The sequence below is a fragment of the Actinoalloteichus fjordicus genome, assembly GCF_001941625.1.
GTDB classification, from domain to species: domain Bacteria; phylum Actinomycetota; class Actinomycetes; order Mycobacteriales; family Pseudonocardiaceae; genus Actinoalloteichus_A; species Actinoalloteichus_A fjordicus.
The window spans coordinates 6,596,309-6,616,333 of sequence record NZ_CP016076.1 but is presented as its reverse complement, the minus strand read 5'-3'; the positions used below and the strand labels follow the sequence as shown (position 1 = coordinate 6,616,333).

The window sequence follows — 20,025 nt, the reverse complement described above, 5'->3', positions numbered from 1 at the left end:
ACACACTCGCGGACAGAAACGGTCGGCCGCCCTTTTCGGCGGCCGACCGTTTCCACTCGGGCTCCTCAGGCCTCGCTGCCCTGTCGGGTGTGGCGGACGGCGCGGACGATGAAGAGCGTGATCCCCAGCAGGACGAGGCCGCCGCCCGCACCGGAGACCGCGACGATGGTGGGCGTCCAGTCGAACGGCGGCATCGGTGGCAGCTCGTTCCTCGCCTGTTCCGGCGCGGCAGGCTCGATGCCGTGCTCCTCGGGAAGGACCTCGGTCAGGGCCGCCACCGGATCGAGGACGCCGTAGCCGACGCCGAAGCTGCGACCCTCCAGCCCGCCGGGGTGCTGGGCCGTACGGACGAGTCGGTTCACCACCTGCTCGGCGCTGAGGTCGGGGTAGCGCTCTCGGACCAGCGCGGCGACCCCGGCGACGTAGGGAGCCGAGAAGCTGGTGCCCTCGATCGGACCGAGGTCGCCCTGCGGGCTGGCAACCTGGTTCGCCAGCGACGTGGCGCCTGCCGCCGGGTCCAGCGAGATGATGTCCTCGCCGGGCGCCACGATGTCCACCCAGTCGCCCTGGACGGAGAACTCGGAGAGCGCCCCGTCCCCACCGATCGACCCGACCGTCAGCACCTCGGGGAACACGCCGGGGAAGGTGTGATTCTGCAGGGAGTTCGGGGTGTTGGAGTTGGCGCAGGCCGGATCGTCCTGGTTGTGGTTCCCCGCTGCGGCGATGACCACGATGTCGCGCTCGATCGCATAGTTGATCGCCGCCCGCAGCTGCGCCGTGTAGAAGTCGTCCGGGTAGGTCGCGACGACGCAGGCCGTCTCGGAGAGGTTGATCACGGTCGCGCCTCGGTCGGCGGCCAGCACGATCGCCCGAGACATCGTCTCGAGGTTCCCGGCCTGGATCGCCTGCTCCTCCAGCCGGTCGACCGGACCGTAGAAATGGGAGACGTTGCGGATCGAGAGGATCTCCGCATCGGGGGCGACCCCCGTGAAACCGGTCACCGGGTCCTCGGCGGCCGCGATGATTCCGGCGACGATCGTGCCGTGGCCGTCGCAGTCGGTCAGGCCGTTCGCGTCCGCGATGTAGTCGCCGATGCCCTCGACCCGGCCCGCGAGCCTGGGGTGCACGCTGACGCCGGTGTCGATCACCGCGACCCGCTGGCCCACGCCGGTGGCATACCGCTGCGCCTCGTCGATCCGCAGGAACATCTGTCCCCACGGCGTCTGCTGGAGATCGGTGGGCAGGCTCCCGTTCGGGCTGATGCACTCCACCTCATGCGTGAACTGCGAGTGATCGCCGCTGCCCGAACTGGGATTGCCCGGCACCATGGCCGGATCGGCAGGCGGGTACTGCGCGGCGTCGGTGACGGTGTCCTCGACGTCCGCCTGCTGGGCCAGGGCGGGCGCCCCGGCCAAGGGCAGCCCCAGCGCCAGCAGCCCGGCGGAGAGGGCGACCAGGACACGTCGTGTCATGCGGGTGGAGGTCATCGCGAGCCCCATCGACTAGAAGCCCAGATCGATCTGGATCAGGTGGCGGAACGTGCTGTAGAGGTCCATCACCGCCAGCGCCAACGGGATGACCGCCGCGATCATCACCGCCTCGAAGATGTCGACCGAGCGACGCAGCACCGGGGAGAACTTCTGCTCGGGGAAGACGACGCCGAAGACGAAGCCCGCCACCGCCAACGCCAACAGGCTGCTCATCGTCCACAGCAGCAGCGTCAGCGTGTCGCCCGCGCTGATCATCAGCCAGCCGATCATCAGACCCGCGAAGGTCGCGATCCCGCACATCAGCAGGGCGATGGCCTGGACGCCGTTGGCGTAGGTCCGCGACCGCATGAGCAGCACGATCGCCACCACGACGCCGAAGATCGGCCCCCAGATGGTCTCGGAGGCCGCGGCGATCACCGAGCCGACGGCCGCCGTGGCGCCACAGCCGATGATCATGCCGGTCATGTACTCGTGGGCGAGGCCGGAACGGCGTTCGATGACGGCGTAGTCCGGGAACCCGCCGTCGTCCTTGAGGTCCTCCGCGTTGCCTGGCACCTGCGGCAGCGGCAGCTTGGCCAGTTGGATCGTGAGCCGGGGCAGCAGCGAGATCGTCGCGACGCCGACTGCGGCGGCACCTGCGGCGATGCCGGGGCCGGGGTGGGCGACGAAGGTGGCGATGAAGAAGGCGATGGTGCCGAAGAGACCGGCCGTCGCCGATGCCACGAACACCGTGATCCCGGTGCCCAGCAGCATGATGCAGGCTGCGGATGCGACCAGGATCAGTGTGAAGGCCAGCAGGAAGGCGGGGCGGGGCTGAGCCCCCGGCACGATGTAGAAGCCGGAGACGAAGGCCATCGGCAGGCCGCCCGCCGCCGCGATCAGCAGACCGGTGGTCACCGCGCGGTAGACGCGGGCGATCACCGTGCCGAGGCTGATGGCGACGATCGCCGCGACACCGCCGGTGATGGCGGCGGCGAGGTTGTTGGTGGGCCCGGCGAGGAAGACCGCCACGGCGGCGGCGAGCAGGCCGAGCACGCCTGCCAGGTGCCCGAGCCGATGGGCCGTCTCCTTGGTCCAGGGCCGGAAGCTGTTCGGGTCGGAGTCCGAGATCGCGTCGACGACGTCGTCGTAGAGGGGCGGCGGCGGATTGTCGATGCGACGCCGGAGCTGGAGGATCTCCCCGTCGACGACACCGAGGGACGCGAGGGTGCGATTGGGCGTCAGCGGCCCCTCGCCCATCTTGCTCAGGCACCAGCCGCCGTGCCGCGCGCCGCCGTCCGGGGTGACCTCTTTGGCCATCTCCAGCACCATCGGGAGGATGTCGGCCACTGCCACGTCGGCGGGCAGTGCGACATCGATGCGTGTCTTCGGCGCAACCACCGTGACCCGGCTGAACACCGTCGTACCGGTCGCCACTTGAGTCTCCTGGTCTTGTCGTCGGTCCAAGTCTCCTGCGGCGCGGCGGCGCGATGATCGAGGCCGGTCCTCGGCCACCGAGTGGATCGCCGGAAGACTGTCGTCGCTCGCTCCCCGCCGAGAGGCGGGCATTAAGGTCTGGTTGTTCGAAACCGTCCCGGCCCGTCGCCGAGCGACCCTAGTATGGCGGCACCGGCAGGCTCGCGTCCGGGAGTTCGAAGACAACGATCAGAATGTATGCGGCTCGTCGTCCAGCACGTTGCCCGATCGTTCGTCGAGACCCATCGGATGTCGTCGAGCGACAACCACCACATCGAGTTCGAGAGGTGCGTCTTCGGTGAGCACGCTGAGGTTCAAGCGGTCGCCGCGACTGGCAGCCCCCAGGCTCCCCGGCGGAGAGGTGCACCTCGAACCGCCGCCCGAGGTGCCGAGGACCATTCCCGGCAACATCATTCAGAAGTTGTTGCCCGTGATCATGATCGTGGCCTCCATCGGCATGATGGCCTTCATGTTCATGGTGCGACGCAGCCCCATGATGATGATGATGGGCGGCATGTTCCTCATCTCGACCATCGGGATGATGGCGGGCGGTCGCGGAAACGGACAGGCCCAGAAGAAGGCCGAGATGAACGAGGACCGCAAGGACTACCTGCGGTACCTCGGACAGATGCGGGATCGCGCGCGGGAGGCCGCCGACGAACAGCGGGCGGCCCGCGAATGGAGTCACCCCGACCCGCAGGCGCTATGGTCCATCGCCGCGAGCAGCCGCAGACTGTGGGAGCGTCGGACGAACGACCCCGACTTCTGCCAACTCCGATCCGGTCGCGGCCCGCAACGGCTGTCCACCCGCCTCGTCCCGCCGCAGACCGGCCCGGTCGACGAGCTGGAGCCGCTGACCACGCTGGCCCTGCGTCGATTCGTACGGGGACACTCGATCCTGCCCGACATGCCGATCGCGATCTCGCTGCGCGGATTCGCCGCGATCGGGCTCAACGGCGAGCGTGAGCACACCCGACCGTTGGCCAGGGCGCTGCTCGCGCAGCTCGCGACGTTCCACAGCCCCGAGGACGTGTTGATCGCCGTCGTCGCGGCGGGCAAGACCAAGCAGGAGTGGGAGTGGGTCAAGTGGCTGCCGCACGCGCAGCACCCCACGCTCACCGACGGCATCGGCCAGCTCCGGATGATGGCGGGCTCCCTCGGCCAGATCGAAGCCTGGCTCGCCGACCAGATCCGGGATCGGCAGCGGTTCAGCCGCAACGCGCCCGTGCAGCCCGATCAGCCGCACATCGTCATCGTCATCGACGACGGCGATGTGAGCCGCGAGGAGCACATCCTCATGGAGGAGGGCCTGGTCGGCGTCACGCTGCTCGACCTGTCCGACTCGCTGGGCAACCTGACCTCCCGCCGAGGCCTGCGCATGGTGGTCGAGGCCGATCGCCTCGGCGCGAAGGGCGCGGGCGGCGTCGAATGGTTCGGCGCTCCGGACGGCATCAGCCTCGCCGAGGCGGAGGCGTTGGCCAGGCGGCTGGCCCCGTATCGGATCAGCGCCGCCGCGCAGCAGGAGGAGGAGGACGAGCCCCTGCTGTCCAACCCCGGCGTGCTCGAGATGGCGGGCATCCCCGGCGACCCGATGACCTTCGACGTCCAGGAGGCCTGGCGCCCCCGGCCGGTGCGCGACCGTTACAAGGTCGCCTTCGGCGTCGGCGAGCACGGGCAGCTCGTGGAACTCGACATCAAGGAGGCCGCCGCAGGCGGCATGGGCCCGCACGGCCTGTGCGTCGGCGCGACCGGTTCCGGTAAGTCCGAGTTCCTGCGGACGCTGGTGCTGGGGCTGCTCGCCACGCACTCCTCGACCTCGCTGAACATGATCCTGGTCGACTTCAAGGGTGGTGCGACGTTCTCGGGACTGGACGTGGCGCCGCACGTCGCAGCGACGATCACGAACCTCGCGGGCGACCTGACCATGGTCGACCGGATGAAGGACGCCATCGCGGGCGAGATGGCCCGCAGGCAGGAAGTCCTGCACAAGGGCAATTTCAAGAACGTCTGGGATTATCAGAAGGCACGGGAGAACGGCGCCGATCTCGATCCGCTTCCCGCGCTGTTCATCTGCATCGACGAGTTCTCCGAGATGCTCGTCGCCAAGCCGGACTTCATCGATCTGTTCCTTCAGATCGGTCGAGTCGGCCGATCGCTCCAGGTGCACATGCTGTTGGCATCGCAGCGGTTGGAAGAGGGCAAGCTGCGTGGTCTGGACACCTTCCTGTCCTACCGAATCGGTCTGAAGACGTTCTCGGCCTCCGAGTCGCGGGCCGCGATCGGCGTGCCCGACGCCTACGAACTGCCGTCGATCCCCGGCTCTGGCTACCTGAAGTTCGACACGACGAGCATGGTGCGGTTCAAGGCCTCCTACGTCTCAGGCCCGTACCGGCCTGCGGGCATCCAGGTCGGCCCGTCCTCTGCACCGGTGACGGCGGACCGTCGTCCGAAGTTGTTCGTCCCCGACTACATCGAGATTCCCCAGGAACCGGTGCAACAGGTCGAAGAGGTCAAGGAGGAGAAGAAGGAGGAGAAGGCGGATGAGCCGAGCAGCCTCGACGTGCTCGTCGGCAGGCTCGTCGGCCAGGGACCGCCCGCCCACGAGGTGTGGCTGCCGCCGCTGACCGAGCCGCCGTCGCTCGACCAGCTCCTTCCGCCGCTGTCGCAGACTGAGGACCGGGGGCTCAGCCCGGTCGGGTTCTACGGCAACGGCAGGCTCACCGTCCCGCTCGGCCTCGTCGACAAGCCCTTCGACCAGCGGCGTGACCTGCTCTGGGCGGACCTCTCCGGGGGTAAGGGCCACGCGGCGGTGGTCGGCGGCCCGCAGGCGGGCAAGTCGATGCTGCTGCGGACGCTGATCATGTCGATGGCGTTGACCCACACGCCGCAGGAGGTTCAGTTCTACTGCCTGGACTTCGGTGGCGGCACGCTCGGCAGCCTCGCGGGGCTGCCGCACGTCGGCGGCGTGGCGAGCAGGCGCGACCCGGACACGGTGCGCCGGACCTTCGCCGAGGTCAGTGGGATCATCGCCGCCCGAGAGGCGAGGTTCGCTCAGCTCAACGTCGACTCGATGGCGGACTATCGGGCCAGGAAGCGCCAGGGTGAGGCCGCCGACGACCCGTTCGGCGACGTCTTCTTCATCATCGACGGCTGGCTGAACTTCAAGACCGAGTTCGACGCCCTGGAGAAGCAGGTCCAGACGCTGGCGGCGCAGGGCCTGTCCTACGGCGTGCACATCATCGTCGCCGCGAACCGCTGGGCCGAGGTGCGCCCCGCGTTGAAGGACCTGCTGCTCACCAGGCTGGAGCTGCGGCTCGGTGACACCACCGAGTCCGAGGTGGACCGGCGCGCCGCGGTCAACGTTCCCCAGGGCATCCCCGGCCGAGGCCTCTCGCCGGACAAGCTGCACTTCCTGACCGGACTGCCGAGGGTCGACGCCGTCAGCGACGCGGGCGACATCGGCAACGGCGTCGGCGACGCGGTCGCCAAGATCACGGCGGCCTGGAAGGGCCCGCACGCCCCGAAGGTCCGACTGCTGCCGCAGCTCCTGCGGTACGAGGAGATCCCGGCGTTCCAGCAGCCCGCCGGAAAGAAGCTGGTGCCGATCGGCGTCGACGAGAACGAGTTGGCGCCCGTCTTCCTCGATTTCGAGTCCGACCCGCACTTCGTGGCCTTCGCCGAACGCGAGGCGGGCAAGACGAACCTGCTGCGGACGATCATCAGCGGCATCGTCAACAACTACACCTCCAAGGAGGCGCTGATCCTGCTGGTGGACTACCGGCGGACGCTGCTCGGCTACCTCCAGACGGATCACCTGCTCGAGTACGCCGCCTCGGCGCAGCAGGTGAAGGGCTATGTCGCGGACATCAAGAAGTCGCTGGACAAGCGGCTGCCCGGTCCGAACGTGACCCAGGAGGAGTTGCGGAACCGGTCCTGGTGGAAGGGCCCGGAGCTGTTCATCATCGTCGACGACTACGAGCTGGTCTCTCCGCAGGGGGCCAACCCGCTGGCCCCGCTCGCGCCGTATGTGGCGCAGGCCAAGGACGTCGGCCTCCACCTGATCCTGGCCCGCAACATCGCGGGCGGCACCAGGGCGGGCTTCGAGCCGATCATCGGCAAGATGAAGGAGGTCACGAGCCCCGGCATCATCATGAGCGGGCCGAAGGAGGAGTCCAACATCCTCGGCAACGTCAAGCCGACGGCGCTGCCGCCCGGCCGAGGCACCATCGTCAGCAGACGGACCGGCCAGCAGCTCATCCAGATCGGTTGGGTGGAGCCGGAGTACTAGAGTCGGCCCTGGAATTCGCCAGGTGCCCGGGGACGACCGAGCGGAGACGTTTGTGAGCCTGCACGTCGCGGTCGACTTCGGCACCTCCAGTACCTGCGTGGTCCTCTCGGTCGACGGCCGGGAACCGCAGGTGGTGGTGGTCGACGGGCAGCCGCTCGTCCCGTCCGCGGTGTTCGCCGCCGTGGACGGGACGCTGTTCGTCGGACGCGAGGCCGAACGGCAGGCGGGGATCGACCCGTCTCGCTACGAGCCGCATCCGAAGCGGCGGATCGACGAGGGGGAGCTGCTGCTGGGCAGCACCGTCCTCGCGGTGCTCGACGTGGTTCATGAGGTGTTGACCAGGGCGGTCGCCGAGGCGCGCAGGCTTGCCGACGGCGCACCGGTCGACCTGTTGGTGTTGACCCATCCCGCCGACTGGGGCGCGATGCGCACCAGGGTCCTGCGACAGGCCGCGCACGGTCTCGGTCGGGAGTTCATCCTGATCGAGGAACCCGCCGCCGCCGCCGTGTTCCACGCGGGCACCAGGGCGGGTTCGACGGTGGGGGCCGGTCCGCTCGCGGTGCTGGATCTCGGCGGCGGGACGGTCGACGCCAGCGTGGTGCGCAGCCGGGGCGCGGGCTTCGAGGTGCTGGCGAACAAGGGGATTCCCGACTACGGCGGCGCCGACATCGATCAGGCGCTGCTGGAGCACCTCGGCATCGAGGTCGGCTCGCACGACCCGGCCGCCTGGCAGCTGCTCGTGGCGGGCCGCGAACTCGCCGACCGCCGCCGTCGCCGGGTGCTGCATCAAGACGTGCGCGGGGCGAAGGAGACGTTATCCCGGCACACCTTCACCGACGTGCCGATGCCGCACCCCTTCCCGGATGCGCACGTGACCAGGGTCGACCTGGAACGACTGATCCAGCCCGCGGTGACCAGGGCGGTCGATCTGGTGACCGCGACGACGCAGGACGCCGGGCTCCGGACACGCGACCTCGCAGGGGTCTTCCTCGTCGGCGGCTCCAGCCGGATTCCCCTGGTCGCGCGGCTGGTACACGAGCGGATCGGCATCGTCCCCACCACGCTGGACCAGCCGGAGACCGTGGTGGCGCGGGGCGCGCTGCGGGCCGCCGCACTCGACCCGGAACGCACCAGCGGGCTGCCCGCACCAAGGCAGGGCCCCCCACCGCGCATCGGCGGGCCTGTGGTCAGGACCGGCCCTCCGACGCCGCCGGGACTACCGGCGCCGTCCGTGTCGGGCGTGCCGGGCGTGCCACAGCCACTACCGACGCCTGGGCTGTCGCCGACACCGGGGTCCGTAGGCCCTACGCCGCCCGCCGATCATCGGAACCGGCCTGCGGCCTCGGCCGGGCCGGGCGACGCGACGTCCCTGCGCCGTTGGGCACTGCCGGTCACACTGGGAGTCGTTCTGCTGGCCGGGATCGTCGCCGTGCTCGCGTTCCTCAGCGGAGACCGGAAGGGCGATCCCGGCACTGCGCTCACGGGCGGTGAGGTCGGCGGCGACACAGTCGACGGGGACGCGGTCGGGGAGGGCGTGGAGATCGCCCAGTACGACTACCGCTTCCTCGCCCCGGCGGGCTGGGAACAGAGCGGCGGGGACGCGCAGCGCCGTTCGGTGCAGATCCGCCCCGTCGACTCAACACCGGACACCGATCTCATCGTGGTGGAGGAGTGGCTGTTGGACTACGACAGCGACGCCGATCGGGAACGGGCAGTGGGCGAGGTGCGTCGCAACTACGATGCGGCCAGCGCCGAGGTGTCCGGTCTGGACGAGACCGCGGAGTTCGCGGGCCGCGAGGTCATCCACTATCGACAGCAGTTGTCCACGGCCGAGGTCGACTGGTACGTGTACTTCGACGGCGAGGTGCAGGTGAACGTGGGCTGCCAGCACACCGAGGCGGGCGCGACAGCAGTTGCGCAGGCCTGTGAACAGGTGGTCGCGAGCCTGGCGGTCACCAGGTGAGGCGGCCGGACGAAGCAGGGCACGAGACTGCGGGCCGTGCTCGACGGGCCGGGACGACAGGCCGCAGCGGATCGCCGGAGCGCAGATCGTGGGACGGGTCGCACGTGCGGCGTGAACTGTCTGCGGCGGGAGAACGAGGAGCTGACTGAAGCGATGAGCGGAGCCCAGGAGGCAGTGGCAAGACTGCGCGGCGTGGTGTCCGGTGCGGTGAGCCGGGGCAGGCAGGCGGCGGTACGGGCCAGGGAACAAGGTGACCGCTTCCGCGCCGACAGTCGTGAACTCGCCGAGAAGGTGGACCGACGCTCGGCGAAGCCGACCCGAGACGACGTCACGTCCGACGAACTGCGGGCATCTGCGGCGGCGTTTCGCCAGGACGCCGGACTGTCCGTTCCGGCACTTCCCTCCGGCGAAGAATTGTTGGCAGAAGCACAGAAAGCCGAGGAAGTGAGCCGCGCAACACCGACGCCGTTTCGGAAAGCACATTCTCCCGCCGGGCTTGAGACCTACGGCGAGGACGATGACGACGATTTTTCGCAACAGCGAATACTCGGCTGACCAGCGTTTTCCCCGCTGATCGTTTACTGCCGCAACGATTGGCGTTCACTGGCGCAACGACTTCGCCGAAGTGTCGGACAAAGCGGAACCGAACCTGGCAGTCTTTGCGTCGCACCACGGAACACATCGACTTGAGCATGAATGGGGAGCCCTCAGATGGCTGACGCTTTCGGCACTACCACCGACGAGATGGTCACCGCGGCCAGCGACGTGGCCACCGCGAACGAGGAGATCACTGCCGTTCTGGCCAGCCTCCAGTCCACGGCGGGCGGCGTCGCCGGTCTCTGGCAGGGTGCTGCCGCCCAGCAGTTCGAGCGGCTGATGGAGGCCGCCGACCAGGCGGGCAAGAGCATCAACATGGTGCTTGAGGAGATCGGCATGAACCTGGCGGGTTCGGCCGAGGAGTACGCCCGGATGGAAGAGGAAGAGTCCAGCAACATCAGCAGCCTCGGCGGCCGCCTCGAAGGCCTGTGACAGTCGGGTTCGCCCGCGTCACCCTCCGCGACATCCCATGCGGTCTCCGCATGGCTGCACTCGGCAGATCTCGAAGTTCGGCACTGAAAGGAGCCCACGACCATGGGCGGCGCAATCAAGGTTAGTTTCTCCACCATCGTCAACGCCTCGGAAGAGGTGACCAACGCGGGGAACCAGACCGAGGAGATCCAGAACAACCTGAAGACCCGCCTCGCGCCGATCGTCTCCAGCTGGGAAGGCCAGGCGCAGGCGAACTGGCAGGACGTCCAGGCCCGCTGGGACACGAGCGCTCAGCAGCTTCGTGAGGCCATCGCGGCCATCGGTAGCGCGCTCGCCGCGGCCGCCGAGAACTACCAGGCCGGTGAGGCTGCGAACGCGGCGCGCTTCTCCTGAGTCACCCCGGTGTGAACTGCGCCGACGGCCCTGACGGGTCCCCGATGAGGGGGTCCTCGGGGCCGTCGGCGCGTCGCCGCCGAGGTGCGGCGGCGGGCTGATCGGAACGGTCGGGGCTTCCTGCCCCGCGCGGCTCGCCCAACGCGTGGCCGTGGTCGTGGCAGAGCCGTTCCGACCCCTTTTCGAGGGGTCGTTTTGACCCGACGAAGCAGCAGCGGGTATCTTCCCTCTTTGTTGTGCGGTGCGCGGTGAGAGCTGATCCGGCGCGTTCCTCGGTGCGGAGGCATCCAACTGAGGGGGCCGCAGTAACATCCTGGAGCCCATCCATTCCGATGCGAACGACGACGAGGTAGATCCGTGCGCACGTACAGCCCGAAGCCTGGCGAGGTGAAGCGCGCCTGGCATGTGATCGACGCCGAGGACGTGGTGCTCGGCAGGCTCGCCACCCAGGCAGCGATTCTGCTGCGTGGCAAGCACAAGCCCAGCTTTGCCCCGCACGTCGATACCGGTGACTTCGTCGTGATCGTCAACGCCGAGAAGGTGGCCCTCACCGGCAACAAGCGGGACAACAAGTTCGTCTACCGCCACAGCGGCTACCCCGGCGGTCTGCGGAAGAGGACGTTCGGCGAGGCGCTGGAGAAGCAGCCGGACCGCCTGCTGGAGAAGACCATCAAGGGCATGCTCCCGAAGACCCGGCTCGGCCGGGCGATGGCCAGCAAGCTGAAGGTCTACGCAGGCTCCCAGCACCCCCACGCGGCGCAGGCGCCGCAGGCGTTCGAGATCGGCAAGGTGGAGAAGTGACCGCCCCAGAACATGGTTCGGAAGAGAACACGGTGAACGACGCCGTCGAGACCCCCCAGGGCGAGACCGTCGAGACGCCGGAGGCCGTTGAGGCCGAGGCCGTCGAGGCTCCGGAGGGCGAGGCCCTCGAGGGCGAGGCCCACGAGGGCACTGACGACGTCGAGGTCGCCGAGGACGGCGAGGCCCCGGTCGACGAGGCGTTCGAGTCGGACGAGGAGCACCTCTTCGAGGACGAAGAGGCCCCCGTGGCCTTCGTCAGCGGCCCGGTGCAGACGGTGGGCCGTCGCAAGGAGGCCGTGGTCCGGGTTCGCCTGGTGCCCGGCTCCGGCGAGTTCAAGCTCAACGGCAAGGCGCTCGAGGAGTACTTCCCGAACAAGGTTCACCAGCAGCTCATCAAGGAGCCGCTGGTGACGCTGGAGAAGGTCGACGCCTTCGACGTCTTCGGCAACCTGCACGGCGGCGGCACCTCCGGCCAGGCAGGCGCGCTGCGGCTCGCCATCGCCAGGGCGCTGATCGAGGTCGACGCCGACGACCGTCCGGCTCTCAAGAAGGCCGGTTTCCTCACCCGCGACTCGCGGGCCAAGGAGCGTAAGAAGTACGGCCTGAAGAAGGCCCGTAAGGCGCCTCAGTACAGCAAGCGCTGATTCGGGTCCTGCTTCTGGGCAGGCAGTGAGCGGGAGCAGTCATCGCCGAAGGGCGAGGGCTGCTCCCGTTGTCGTCTGTGTTCCCTGCGGCGCCTTCAGCGCGGCGCGATGAGGAGGTTTCTTCGACCATGGCCCGGCTCTTCGGCACCGACGGAGTGCGTGGACTCGCCAACGCGGATCTGTCCCCGGAACTCGCACTGTCCCTGGCCTCGGCGGCTGCCGAGGTGCTGTCCGAGCATTCGGAGAGCCGTCGCCCGGTCGCGGTGGTCGGCCGTGATCCCAGAGCGAGCGGGGAGATGCTGGAGGCGGCGGTCACCGCAGGCCTCAGCGCCGCGGGCACCGATGTGCTGCTGGTCGGGGTCCTGCCCACGCCTGCGGTCGCCTACCTCGTCGGCGAGCTGAGTGCCGACTTCGGCGTGATGATCTCCGCGTCCCACAACCCGATGCCGGACAACGGCATCAAGCTCTTCGCCGAAGGCGGCCACAAGCTCCCCGACGCGCTCGAGGACGAGATCACGGCGCGGCTGGGGAAGGCGGTGCGCCGTCCGACGGGTGCCTCGATCGGCCGGGTGCGGCCGGTCGCCGACGCGGACAGCCGCTACGCGGACCACCTGCTGGTCGCCACCCCGCAGCGGCTCGACGGCCTGCGGGTCGTCGTGGACTGCTCGCACGGCGCCGCGTCCTTCGTCGCCCCCGACGTGTTCCGCCGGGCGGGTGCGGAGGTCATCGCCCTGCATGCCGAGCCGGACGGCCGCAACATCAACGACGACTGCGGCTCCACGCACATGGACCACCTGCGCGAGGCGGTGCGCAGGCACCAGGCCGACGTGGGCATCGCCCACGACGGCGACGCCGACCGCTGCCTGGCCGTCGACGAGACGGGCGAGCTGATCGACGGCGACCAGATCCTCGCCGTGCTGGCGCTGGCCCTGCGGGAGACGGGCGAGCTGGTCGAGGACACCCTCGTCGCCACGGTGATGAGCAACCTGGGGCTGCATCTGGCCATGCGGGAGAACGGGATCACCCTGCGGACCACCGCCGTGGGTGACCGATACGTGCTGGAGGAGCTGCGGGCGAACGGCTTCTCGCTGGGCGGCGAGCAGTCGGGCCACGTCGTGCTGCCCTCGCACGCCACCACCGGCGACGGCCTGTTGACCGCACTGCGGCTGATGGCCCGGATGGCCTCCACCGGCAAGCCGCTGTCCCACCTGGCCTCGGTGATGCGCAGGCTGCCGCAGGTGCTGATCAACGTCACCGTCGCGAACAAGGCCTCGGTGGCCGAGGCACCGGAGGTGGCCGCAGCCGTCGCGGAGGCGTCGGCCGAGCTGGGGGAGAACGGCCGCGTGCTCCTCCGCCCCTCGGGCACCGAGCAGATCGTCCGGGTCATGGTCGAGGCGACCAGCCAGGACGTCGCCGAGGCTACGGCCCGCAGGCTCGTCGAGGTCGTCTCCTCGGTGGGGTGACACGTCGTTCTCCACTGACGCCCGCCCTCGACCCGTGCCCTCTTCAGCGGGGATGAGGGCGGGGATGATGTCAGTTTCGCGTTAGCAAGTAGTTGGAAGGTGTCCCCCCGCAGCGCCCGTCCGCCTGCGATCCTGGGAACCGGAGATCGGACGGCCGCGTCGGAGTCGTGGACGCGCTCGTTGACTTGACGACGTGATGAATGAGGACGGGGGGCCCGTGAGCGACAATTACCAGACGACCCTGGATGAGATGTCGGCTATCGGTGGGCAGATCGAGGGAGAGGCCGAGGCGATCGATGAGCAGGCGACCGCGCTGGCGCAGAGCGTGCTCGGCCCGAGTGACTTCGGTGGGGAGAACTACCATTCTTATGGTGAGAGCTATGCTGCCGGTGTAGATGACAATCTGGTGAAAGCAGTTCAAGAATACGCTCGTCAGGCGCGTGCGCTCGCGGAGAACATCACGCAGTCTTACCGGACTTATTCGGCACTTGAAGACGATGAGGCCGCGCGTATGCAGGAGCTGGGCTGACCGTGCTGATGAGGGTGGAGTGAGACGAGCATGGCAGACAATCGTAGGAGTGAAGTCGACGAGTCCATTTCCGATGCGGAAGTGCAGCGGATTCTAGACGATCCGGGTATACCGGACCACTTGAAGACGCAGATCATCGGGGAATGGGCCGGTACCTACCGGGGGAGCTCCGACGGCGATCTTCCTGATCATGTTCAGGATTACGTCGACCGCTATGATGCTGCCGACGCGGTCGAGACCTATCGGCACGGTCGTGAGGCGGACAGCAAGACTGAACCAGACCGTAAGCTGGGCGATTACTACGATAACTCGCACGAGGGCATCGCAGAGCTGGACCTCATGGATTCCATCGAGGAAGCTCGCGGAATCGAGGAATCCCTCGAACGACGGGCGGGGAATCGGGGCCACCTCGATAGCGCGGCGAATGCGCACGACAGCGGCAACCCGTCGGGCGACGCTACTTCCGAGCCGATGTTCAACGCAGGTGCGGTCGGACTGGAGTTCTTCCACAACTTCATTCCGCAGTACAACGACTGGGCGGGGGCGTCGCTCGACTACGATGCGATCTGCCGCAGCTATGACGAACAGCGCGAGGTGGCCTTCGGCAGGCTCCAGGCCGAGGTCGACCGGCTGAACAGTGCCTATGATGCACTGGACACGATTCGCGAGAATCTGCGCGGCCACGGCAGCGCGCTTGCCCAGGTCTGGTCCGGGGGGGCAGCCGCCCAGGCGCAGAATCAGATCCACAACTTTCTGACTAATTCCGACACTTTCATGGCGAAGTTCAAGGAGTTGGCCACCACTCTCGAGTCATCCGCGTTGGCGGCGGAAGAGGCCTGTTACTATAAAGCAGATTATATGTGGGTCTTCGAGCCGGATGCGACGGAACTTGGTGGCTCGTATTCGCCGAATCAGGTTGCGCTCTTGATCAAGGTCGCCCGCAAGGAGGCCAATGATGAGGAGCTGGCCTCGATTGCCAGTCAGCTCGGCGTCGAGTACGACACCGGAGGCTGTGGGAACAACGTCCCAGACTCGGTGAGGGACGAGGCTGCCTATGAGGCGAATCGCTGGCTCAATGCCTGGCTGATCCCCCGAATGGAAGGCCACAAGGCCCAGTTCGACGATGCATGCATCGCCACGGACGGGCTGCTTGTCGAGGCTTGGGGCCAATTGAATGACGCCTTGGCCGACATCGGACCTGAGATCTTCGACGCGGTCAGCCAAGGCGGCGGCGACGGTAGTGGCGGCGACGGTAGTGGCGGCAACGGTTCCGGCGGCGGCATGCCCGACTCTGGTGCGGGCGGCGGCGGTTCCGGCGGCGGTTCCGGTGCGGGCGGCGGCGGTGCGCCCCCGATGCCCGATCTGCCGCCCGGCGGCCTGCCCACGCCGCCGGAGACCCCGGAGATCCCGGACCCCGGTCCGATGCCGGAGATCGGCGACCTCCCGCCCGGCCTTGAGAGCCCGGACGGGCCCGGTACCGGCACCCCGGAAGACCCCTTCCGAGTGCAGCCGGACGTGCCCGGCGGCCCGGTCACCATCGAGAACGGCGAGGACGAGATCACCGTCAACCCGCCCGGTGACGACGGTCAGGTGGAGCTGGAGATCGTCGGCCCGGACGGCGAGAAGCAGAGCTACGAGATCGACTTCGGCCCCGGCGGTCCCGGCACGGTCCCCGGGCAGTACCAGACGATGCCCGACGAGGCGTCGTTCGGACCCGGAGCGCCGAGCACGATGCCGGGCGGTCCGACGGCTCCGGTGCAGGTCCCCGGCGGGCCGGATGGTCTCGCAGGCTGGGAACGGCCCGGCGAGGACGGGCCGCAGCCGATTCAGCCGGACGCGGACGGCCGGGCAGTCATCCAGGACGGCGACTCGACCATCAGCGTGCAGCCTGCTCCGGCAGGTCAGCCAGGCCACCTGATCACGGTGGAGGACGCCGAGGGCAACTCCACCAGCTACCTCACCGAGTTCGGCAGCGGCGATCCACTGGCCGACCGGGTCGGCAACGGCCTGCGGGATCAGCCGTCGGGCTTCCAGACCATGCCCCACGCGGTGAACCCGGACTTCCGCCCCGGCGGTGGCGAGGGCCCTCGCTTCGAGGGAACGTGGCAGAGTCCGACCGGCGAGCAGTCGCAGCCGATCGGCGCCCAGGGCTTCGGTGGGGGGAATCAGCAGGCCCAGTTCGGCCCCGGCGGAACCGGCGGGTTCGGCAATGACGTGCCGCAGGCGCCGGGTGCCGGTCAGGGCGCTTTCGGCCCGCCGCAGACGATGCCTGCGGGCGCGGGCGGATTCGGACCTCCGCAGGGCTTCACCCCGCCCGGCTTCACCCCGCCAGAGGGCTTCGGCCCGAGCCCCGGTGGCGGTCAGGACGGCGGCCCGCCCGGCATCTCGGCGGCGGCCGCACACTCCTCGGGACCGGGGATGCCCGGCCCGTCGGGGGCGCCGCAGGGCTTCGCGCCGGGCGGTGGCGCTGCCGCGCAGTGGGGGCCGCCGAGCGACGTCCCCGGCATGGCACCCTCCACCAGCACCCCGCAGGCGCCGCCTGCGGGCCAGGCGGGCTTCGGTGTGCTGCCAGACAGCGGCCAGCCCGGTCAGCCGGGCCAGGCAGCCGCGGCAGGGTCGGGCGGCGGCCAAGGCGCAGCGGGTGGCGGCATGATGGGCGGAATGGCGGGCGGCGGCATGGGCGGCGGTGGCGGCGGCCAGGGCGGCGGCGAGAACCAGGAACGCGGCGCGAGTCAGTGGCGGGTTCAGGGCGAGCTGTTCGACGCGGGCGAGGCCGCGAAGACCACCAACCGGATTCGCGCACTGCTCGGCGACGATGACTGACCAGAGGGCCAGGACTGGCAATGAGGGAGAGGGGATCGGTGGAAGGACGGGCTGCCCGACTTCGCGCTGAGTTCGACTCCCGGCTGCGCTCCTTACGGGAGAACCGGGAGTACTACCGCGACAAATCCGCACAGATGAACAAGGACGCTGCGGAGGCGACCAAGAAGACCACCGACCGCTGGGGCAAGCGGATCAGTGCTTTGCAACGGTGGGCGAAGGAGAAGGAGAAGCGACAGGCCGATCCGTTCGGCAGGCAACACACGGAACAGACCCTCAATGTCGACTACGACGCCGACGAGATGCGCGACGCCTCTGCGGAGATCGACGAGATGGAACGGGTCATCGAGGCCGAGGCGGCAGGCGCCGGATATCAAGGCGTGCAGTCCGGTCCTCTTTCCGAGCCCACGCCGTTGAGGGCTGAGCCGCCGCATCAGCCGCCGCCGGTCGCCCGTCCCGCGCCCGAGTCGTTCCGTGCGTCCGCGCGGCGTCGTGCAGAGGACGATGACGACGATTACTCGACGGGTAACTGGCTCCAGTAACAGGCCGATCCGGAGGCTCGTCGGTTTTCTCGGCGTTCGATGACGGTGTCGGATCGTGCTCGACGAAGAGGGGTGTGCGCGGATCACACCCCTCTTCGCATGGTCGGGGAGTCCTGCCGACCGAGCCGCCGAAGCCTGACCGTTCCGATCGCTGCCGTCAGCCCGGCCGAAGGACGAGACCCGCCCAGGGGACACGGGGCCGGGCTCGAGAGACCGGTCTGTCTTCTCCTCGGCTCAAAATCTCGGCGGCGGCCCGGCCTGCGGGCCCGGTGGGGGTGCCATCGGCATGCCAGGACCGGGACCGCCGAGATGACCGGGGCCCGGCCGCGGCTGCCCCGGTCCCGGGCCGCCCTGCCATCCCGGTCCACCGGGGCTGACGGGGCCTGCCGGTCCACCGGGGCCCGCCGGTCCATTCGATCCCAGGTGCGACGGTGCCGACTTGTAGGTGGCGGCCCAGCTCAGCGGCGGGACGAAGGGCAACACGAACAGGGCGAGCGCCCCCAGGCCCAGACAGACGGCCATCACCCAGTCACCGGTGTCCGGCGGCTCGCTGGTCCCGCCGAAGACGACGCCGACCAAGACCCCGATCCCGATGCCGCCGAGGACGATGAGTATCTGAGCGACGCGCCGGATCAGACTGATGAACGCGACACCGAGGAGGGGGAGGATGACCGAGGCCGCCGCCATCATGGTGTACGAGTTCATGAACCAGTTGACTGGGAAGAAGATCAGGAAATTGGTGAAGATGAGGGCAGGCGTCACAGCGATCACGACGAGCACCATGCCGAGAATCAGTGATCCGATCGAGGGCGGACGTGGTCCTCGGCGCGGGGGGCGGGGTCCGGGTGGGAACCCGCCTGCCGGTCCGTTCATGCCGGGGCCCGGCATCCCATAGGCAGGTGGACCGAACTGCGGGGGCGGCCCGGGGGTGTGAGCCTGCGGCATCGGGCCGCTCGGCGGTCCGCCGAAGCCTGGTCCTTGCTGCCGGTGGTCGCCTGGCGGATACGGCCCGACGGGTGGTCCTGGCTGTGACATGTCCTGCTCCCGAATTGTGCTCGTCGACGTGAGTGCCTCAGGCTGTCGCCCGCGGGCGTGGAAGAGTCCTCCCCCACCGGCTGGTGGCGGGTCGGCAGTTGTCTGCCGCCGGGTGCCGTCTCGGTCGGCCGCGCGGAGCGACGTCGGCGGTGCGGTGCGAAGCGCCCGCCCCGCCCGCCGGTCGTCATGGACCTTGCTGCCGTCTCGTCATCTGATCTCACCAGCCGGGTTCATCGACCCTGCATCGATTGCGGCGGTCCGGTGGGCATCGGCCCCGGTCCGGTGCCGGGCCCGCCCGGATATCCGACCGGCCCGGTGGTCGGGTCGGACATCGGCGGCCTGCCTGCCGTCTTGCGCGCCGCACGGGAGAGCGGCGGCACCAGGGGCAGAACGATCAGCGCGACGGCACCCGCTGCCGCGCTTGCGGACAGCCAGATCGGCATGGACGTGGGATCGCCGACCAGACCGACGAAGGCGACGAATCCGGAGAAGCCGCCGCCGAGAACGATGATCAACACCTGGCTGATCCGGCGGCCGTAGTGGATGAGCGCCGCGCCGAGAATCACGATCAGACAGGCGATCCCGCTCAGCGGAGCAGGCGCGAAGAGTCCGAAGCCCGAGGAATTCCACTCCAGCATCGCGGGAATGCCGAGTATCGCCAACGGCATCGCCGCCAGACAGACGAGCAGGATGCCGAGGACGAGCATGCCGATCGACGGTGGCCCCGACGGCGCGGGTCTGCCTGCCGGGCGCGGCATCCCGCCGCCCGGCGGCCCGAACGCTCCCGGCGGCCCGAAGCCGCCCGGTCGGGGACCGCCGAACCGGGGACCTCCGGGGCCGCCGGGAGGCCCCGCGACACCGCCGTGGGGACCGTTCTGCGGCGATCCGCCCGCGAACCCCGGCGGTCCGCCCGCGTAGGGGCCTCCCGGCCCCTGCACAGGCGGCCCCGGCGGGTGCTGTGGTGGTAGCGACATGTCCTGCCCCCGAACTCGGCGTCGTCGATGTGCGAGACGTGATCGGCCAAGGCTATCGATCGCGTGGTGTGAGCGAGGTCCGGCGGCGGATCGAGGACACGGTGTCGGGTCCGGGCGGACACGGGACTGGGTGAGGCGGACCGGCACGCCGAGGATTGGAACGTGGTCGTCGGTTCGGACGACCGTCGGCTGCGGCGCGGGTCTTGGAGCTCCGGACGGCAGTGTCGGCCGTCCGGAGCTCCACTGTGGTGCGCCGGCGGCGCCGGTCGGTTCGGAGCTTCCTGCGGCGGCCTGCCGTACGGCTGTGCGGCTGCCCGGATGCATCGGAGACGGCGGCTGGGCCCGAGCGCATCCACAGACCGTGCGAGCCGAGCCGTCCCTGCGCCGCTGCTGCGCTCGGCGCCCGAAACGGGCGGATGGATGAGCAACCCGAGGGTGCGGACGATTCGGCGACCTGCCGGGGCCCTGCTCCGCTTTCGTCCGACCTCGGAGGAGGCTGGCCCGTCGCGATACACGCTGTCACAGCGTGCGACCGGGACCCGCCTCGCCGACCGTGGGGCGTGCCGCAGTGCCGTCGGCACCGGCCGGGACGGCGCGCG

At 69.3% G+C, this 20,025-nt stretch carries 15 protein-coding genes; 11 read left to right on the top strand and 4 right to left on the bottom strand.

Annotated features, from left to right (window positions below; translation table 11 throughout):
• Positions 1-65: 65 nt before the first annotated feature.
• Both mycP and eccD read right to left on the bottom strand, forming a co-directional pair.
• The gene (gene mycP, locus UA74_RS28250; protein WP_198042867.1) at positions 66-1,472 is read right to left on the bottom strand and encodes a type VII secretion-associated serine protease mycosin; all 1,407 of its coding nucleotides are present in this window, start codon (positions 1,470-1,472) and stop codon (positions 66-68) included.
• Between the two features lie 30 nt (positions 1,473-1,502).
• Complete coding sequence (gene eccD / locus UA74_RS28245) at positions 1,503-2,906, bottom strand: type VII secretion integral membrane protein EccD (RefSeq protein ID WP_075742905.1); 1,404 nt, start codon at positions 2,904-2,906, stop codon at positions 1,503-1,505.
• A gap of 337 nt (positions 2,907-3,243) precedes the next feature.
• On the opposite strand from eccD, the gene eccCa reads away from it, so the two are divergent.
• From eccCa to UA74_RS28195, 11 genes are all read left to right on the top strand, one after another.
• Positions 3,244-7,233, top strand: a complete 3,990-nt coding sequence (gene eccCa / locus UA74_RS28240; protein ID WP_075742904.1) for a type VII secretion protein EccCa — start codon at positions 3,244-3,246, stop codon at positions 7,231-7,233.
• A gap of 52 nt (positions 7,234-7,285) precedes the next feature.
• Entirely contained in the window at positions 7,286-9,196 is a 1,911-nt protein-coding gene (locus UA74_RS28235) for a type VII secretion-associated protein (RefSeq protein ID WP_075742903.1), read from the top strand.
• Between the two features lie 153 nt (positions 9,197-9,349).
• A complete protein-coding gene (locus UA74_RS32540) occupies positions 9,350-9,751 on the top strand; it encodes a hypothetical protein (RefSeq protein WP_157434488.1) in 402 nt (133 codons plus the stop codon).
• Between the two features lie 156 nt (positions 9,752-9,907).
• On the top strand, positions 9,908-10,225 hold the full coding sequence (locus tag UA74_RS28230) for a WXG100 family type VII secretion target (RefSeq protein ID WP_075742902.1): 318 nt from the start codon (positions 9,908-9,910) through the stop codon (positions 10,223-10,225).
• Positions 10,226-10,327: 102 nt separating this feature from the next.
• Entirely contained in the window at positions 10,328-10,618 is a 291-nt protein-coding gene (locus tag UA74_RS28225) for a WXG100 family type VII secretion target (protein ID WP_075742901.1), read from the top strand.
• Positions 10,619-10,975: 357 nt separating this feature from the next.
• Positions 10,976-11,419 (top strand): 50S ribosomal protein L13, encoded by a 444-nt coding sequence (gene rplM, locus UA74_RS28220; RefSeq protein WP_075742900.1) that lies wholly within the window; start codon positions 10,976-10,978, stop codon positions 11,417-11,419.
• Complete coding sequence (gene rpsI, locus UA74_RS33880; protein ID WP_157434487.1) at positions 11,416-12,063, top strand: 30S ribosomal protein S9; 648 nt, start codon at positions 11,416-11,418, stop codon at positions 12,061-12,063. The genes rplM and rpsI overlap by 4 nt, the downstream gene beginning before the upstream one ends.
• A 128-nt stretch (positions 12,064-12,191) precedes the next feature.
• Positions 12,192-13,526 carry a phosphoglucosamine mutase gene (glmM, locus tag UA74_RS28210; RefSeq protein WP_075742899.1) on the top strand — a complete coding sequence of 445 codons (1,335 nt, stop codon included), beginning with the start codon at positions 12,192-12,194 and terminating at the stop codon, positions 13,524-13,526.
• Positions 13,527-13,743: 217 nt separating this feature from the next.
• Positions 13,744-14,055 (top strand): hypothetical protein, encoded by a 312-nt coding sequence (locus tag UA74_RS28205; RefSeq protein ID WP_157434486.1) that lies wholly within the window; start codon positions 13,744-13,746, stop codon positions 14,053-14,055.
• A 30-nt stretch (positions 14,056-14,085) separates the two neighbouring features.
• Entirely contained in the window at positions 14,086-16,878 is a 2,793-nt protein-coding gene (locus UA74_RS28200) for a WXG100 family type VII secretion target (RefSeq protein WP_157434485.1), read from the top strand.
• Positions 16,879-16,898: 20 nt separating this feature from the next.
• Positions 16,899-17,417 carry a hypothetical protein gene (locus tag UA74_RS28195; RefSeq protein WP_075742896.1) on the top strand — a complete coding sequence of 173 codons (519 nt, stop codon included), beginning with the start codon at positions 16,899-16,901 and terminating at the stop codon, positions 17,415-17,417.
• Between the two features lie 234 nt (positions 17,418-17,651).
• On the opposite strand, the gene UA74_RS28190 is transcribed toward UA74_RS28195, so the two are convergent.
• Both UA74_RS28190 and UA74_RS28185 read right to left on the bottom strand, forming a co-directional pair.
• On the bottom strand, positions 17,652-18,188 hold the full coding sequence (locus UA74_RS28190; protein WP_157434484.1) for a hypothetical protein: 537 nt from the start codon (positions 18,186-18,188) through the stop codon (positions 17,652-17,654).
• 494 nt (positions 18,189-18,682) lie between these two features.
• Positions 18,683-19,159: a hypothetical protein gene (locus UA74_RS28185; RefSeq protein ID WP_075742894.1), complete on the bottom strand. Its 477-nt coding sequence runs from the start codon at positions 19,157-19,159 to the stop codon at positions 18,683-18,685.
• Positions 19,160-20,025: the final 866 nt, after the last annotated feature.

Coding starts and splice junctions, on each gene's coding strand:
- UA74_RS28225 (WP_075742901.1), top strand. CDS start 10,328: ATGGGCGGCGCAATCAAGGTTAGTTTCTCCACCATCGTCAACGCCTCG.
- UA74_RS28200 (WP_157434485.1), top strand. CDS start 14,086: ATGGCAGACAATCGTAGGAGTGAAGTCGACGAGTCCATTTCCGATGCG.
- UA74_RS28230 (WP_075742902.1), top strand. CDS start 9,908: ATGGCTGACGCTTTCGGCACTACCACCGACGAGATGGTCACCGCGGCC.
- UA74_RS32540 (WP_157434488.1), top strand. CDS start 9,350: ATGAGCGGAGCCCAGGAGGCAGTGGCAAGACTGCGCGGCGTGGTGTCC.
- UA74_RS28185 (WP_075742894.1), bottom strand. CDS start 19,159: ATGCTCGTCCTCGGCATCCTGCTCGTCTGTCTGGCGGCGATGCCGTTG.
- UA74_RS28195 (WP_075742896.1), top strand. CDS start 16,899: ATGAGGGAGAGGGGATCGGTGGAAGGACGGGCTGCCCGACTTCGCGCT.
- glmM (WP_075742899.1), top strand. CDS start 12,192: ATGGCCCGGCTCTTCGGCACCGACGGAGTGCGTGGACTCGCCAACGCG.
- mycP (WP_198042867.1), bottom strand. CDS start 1,472: ATGACACGACGTGTCCTGGTCGCCCTCTCCGCCGGGCTGCTGGCGCTG.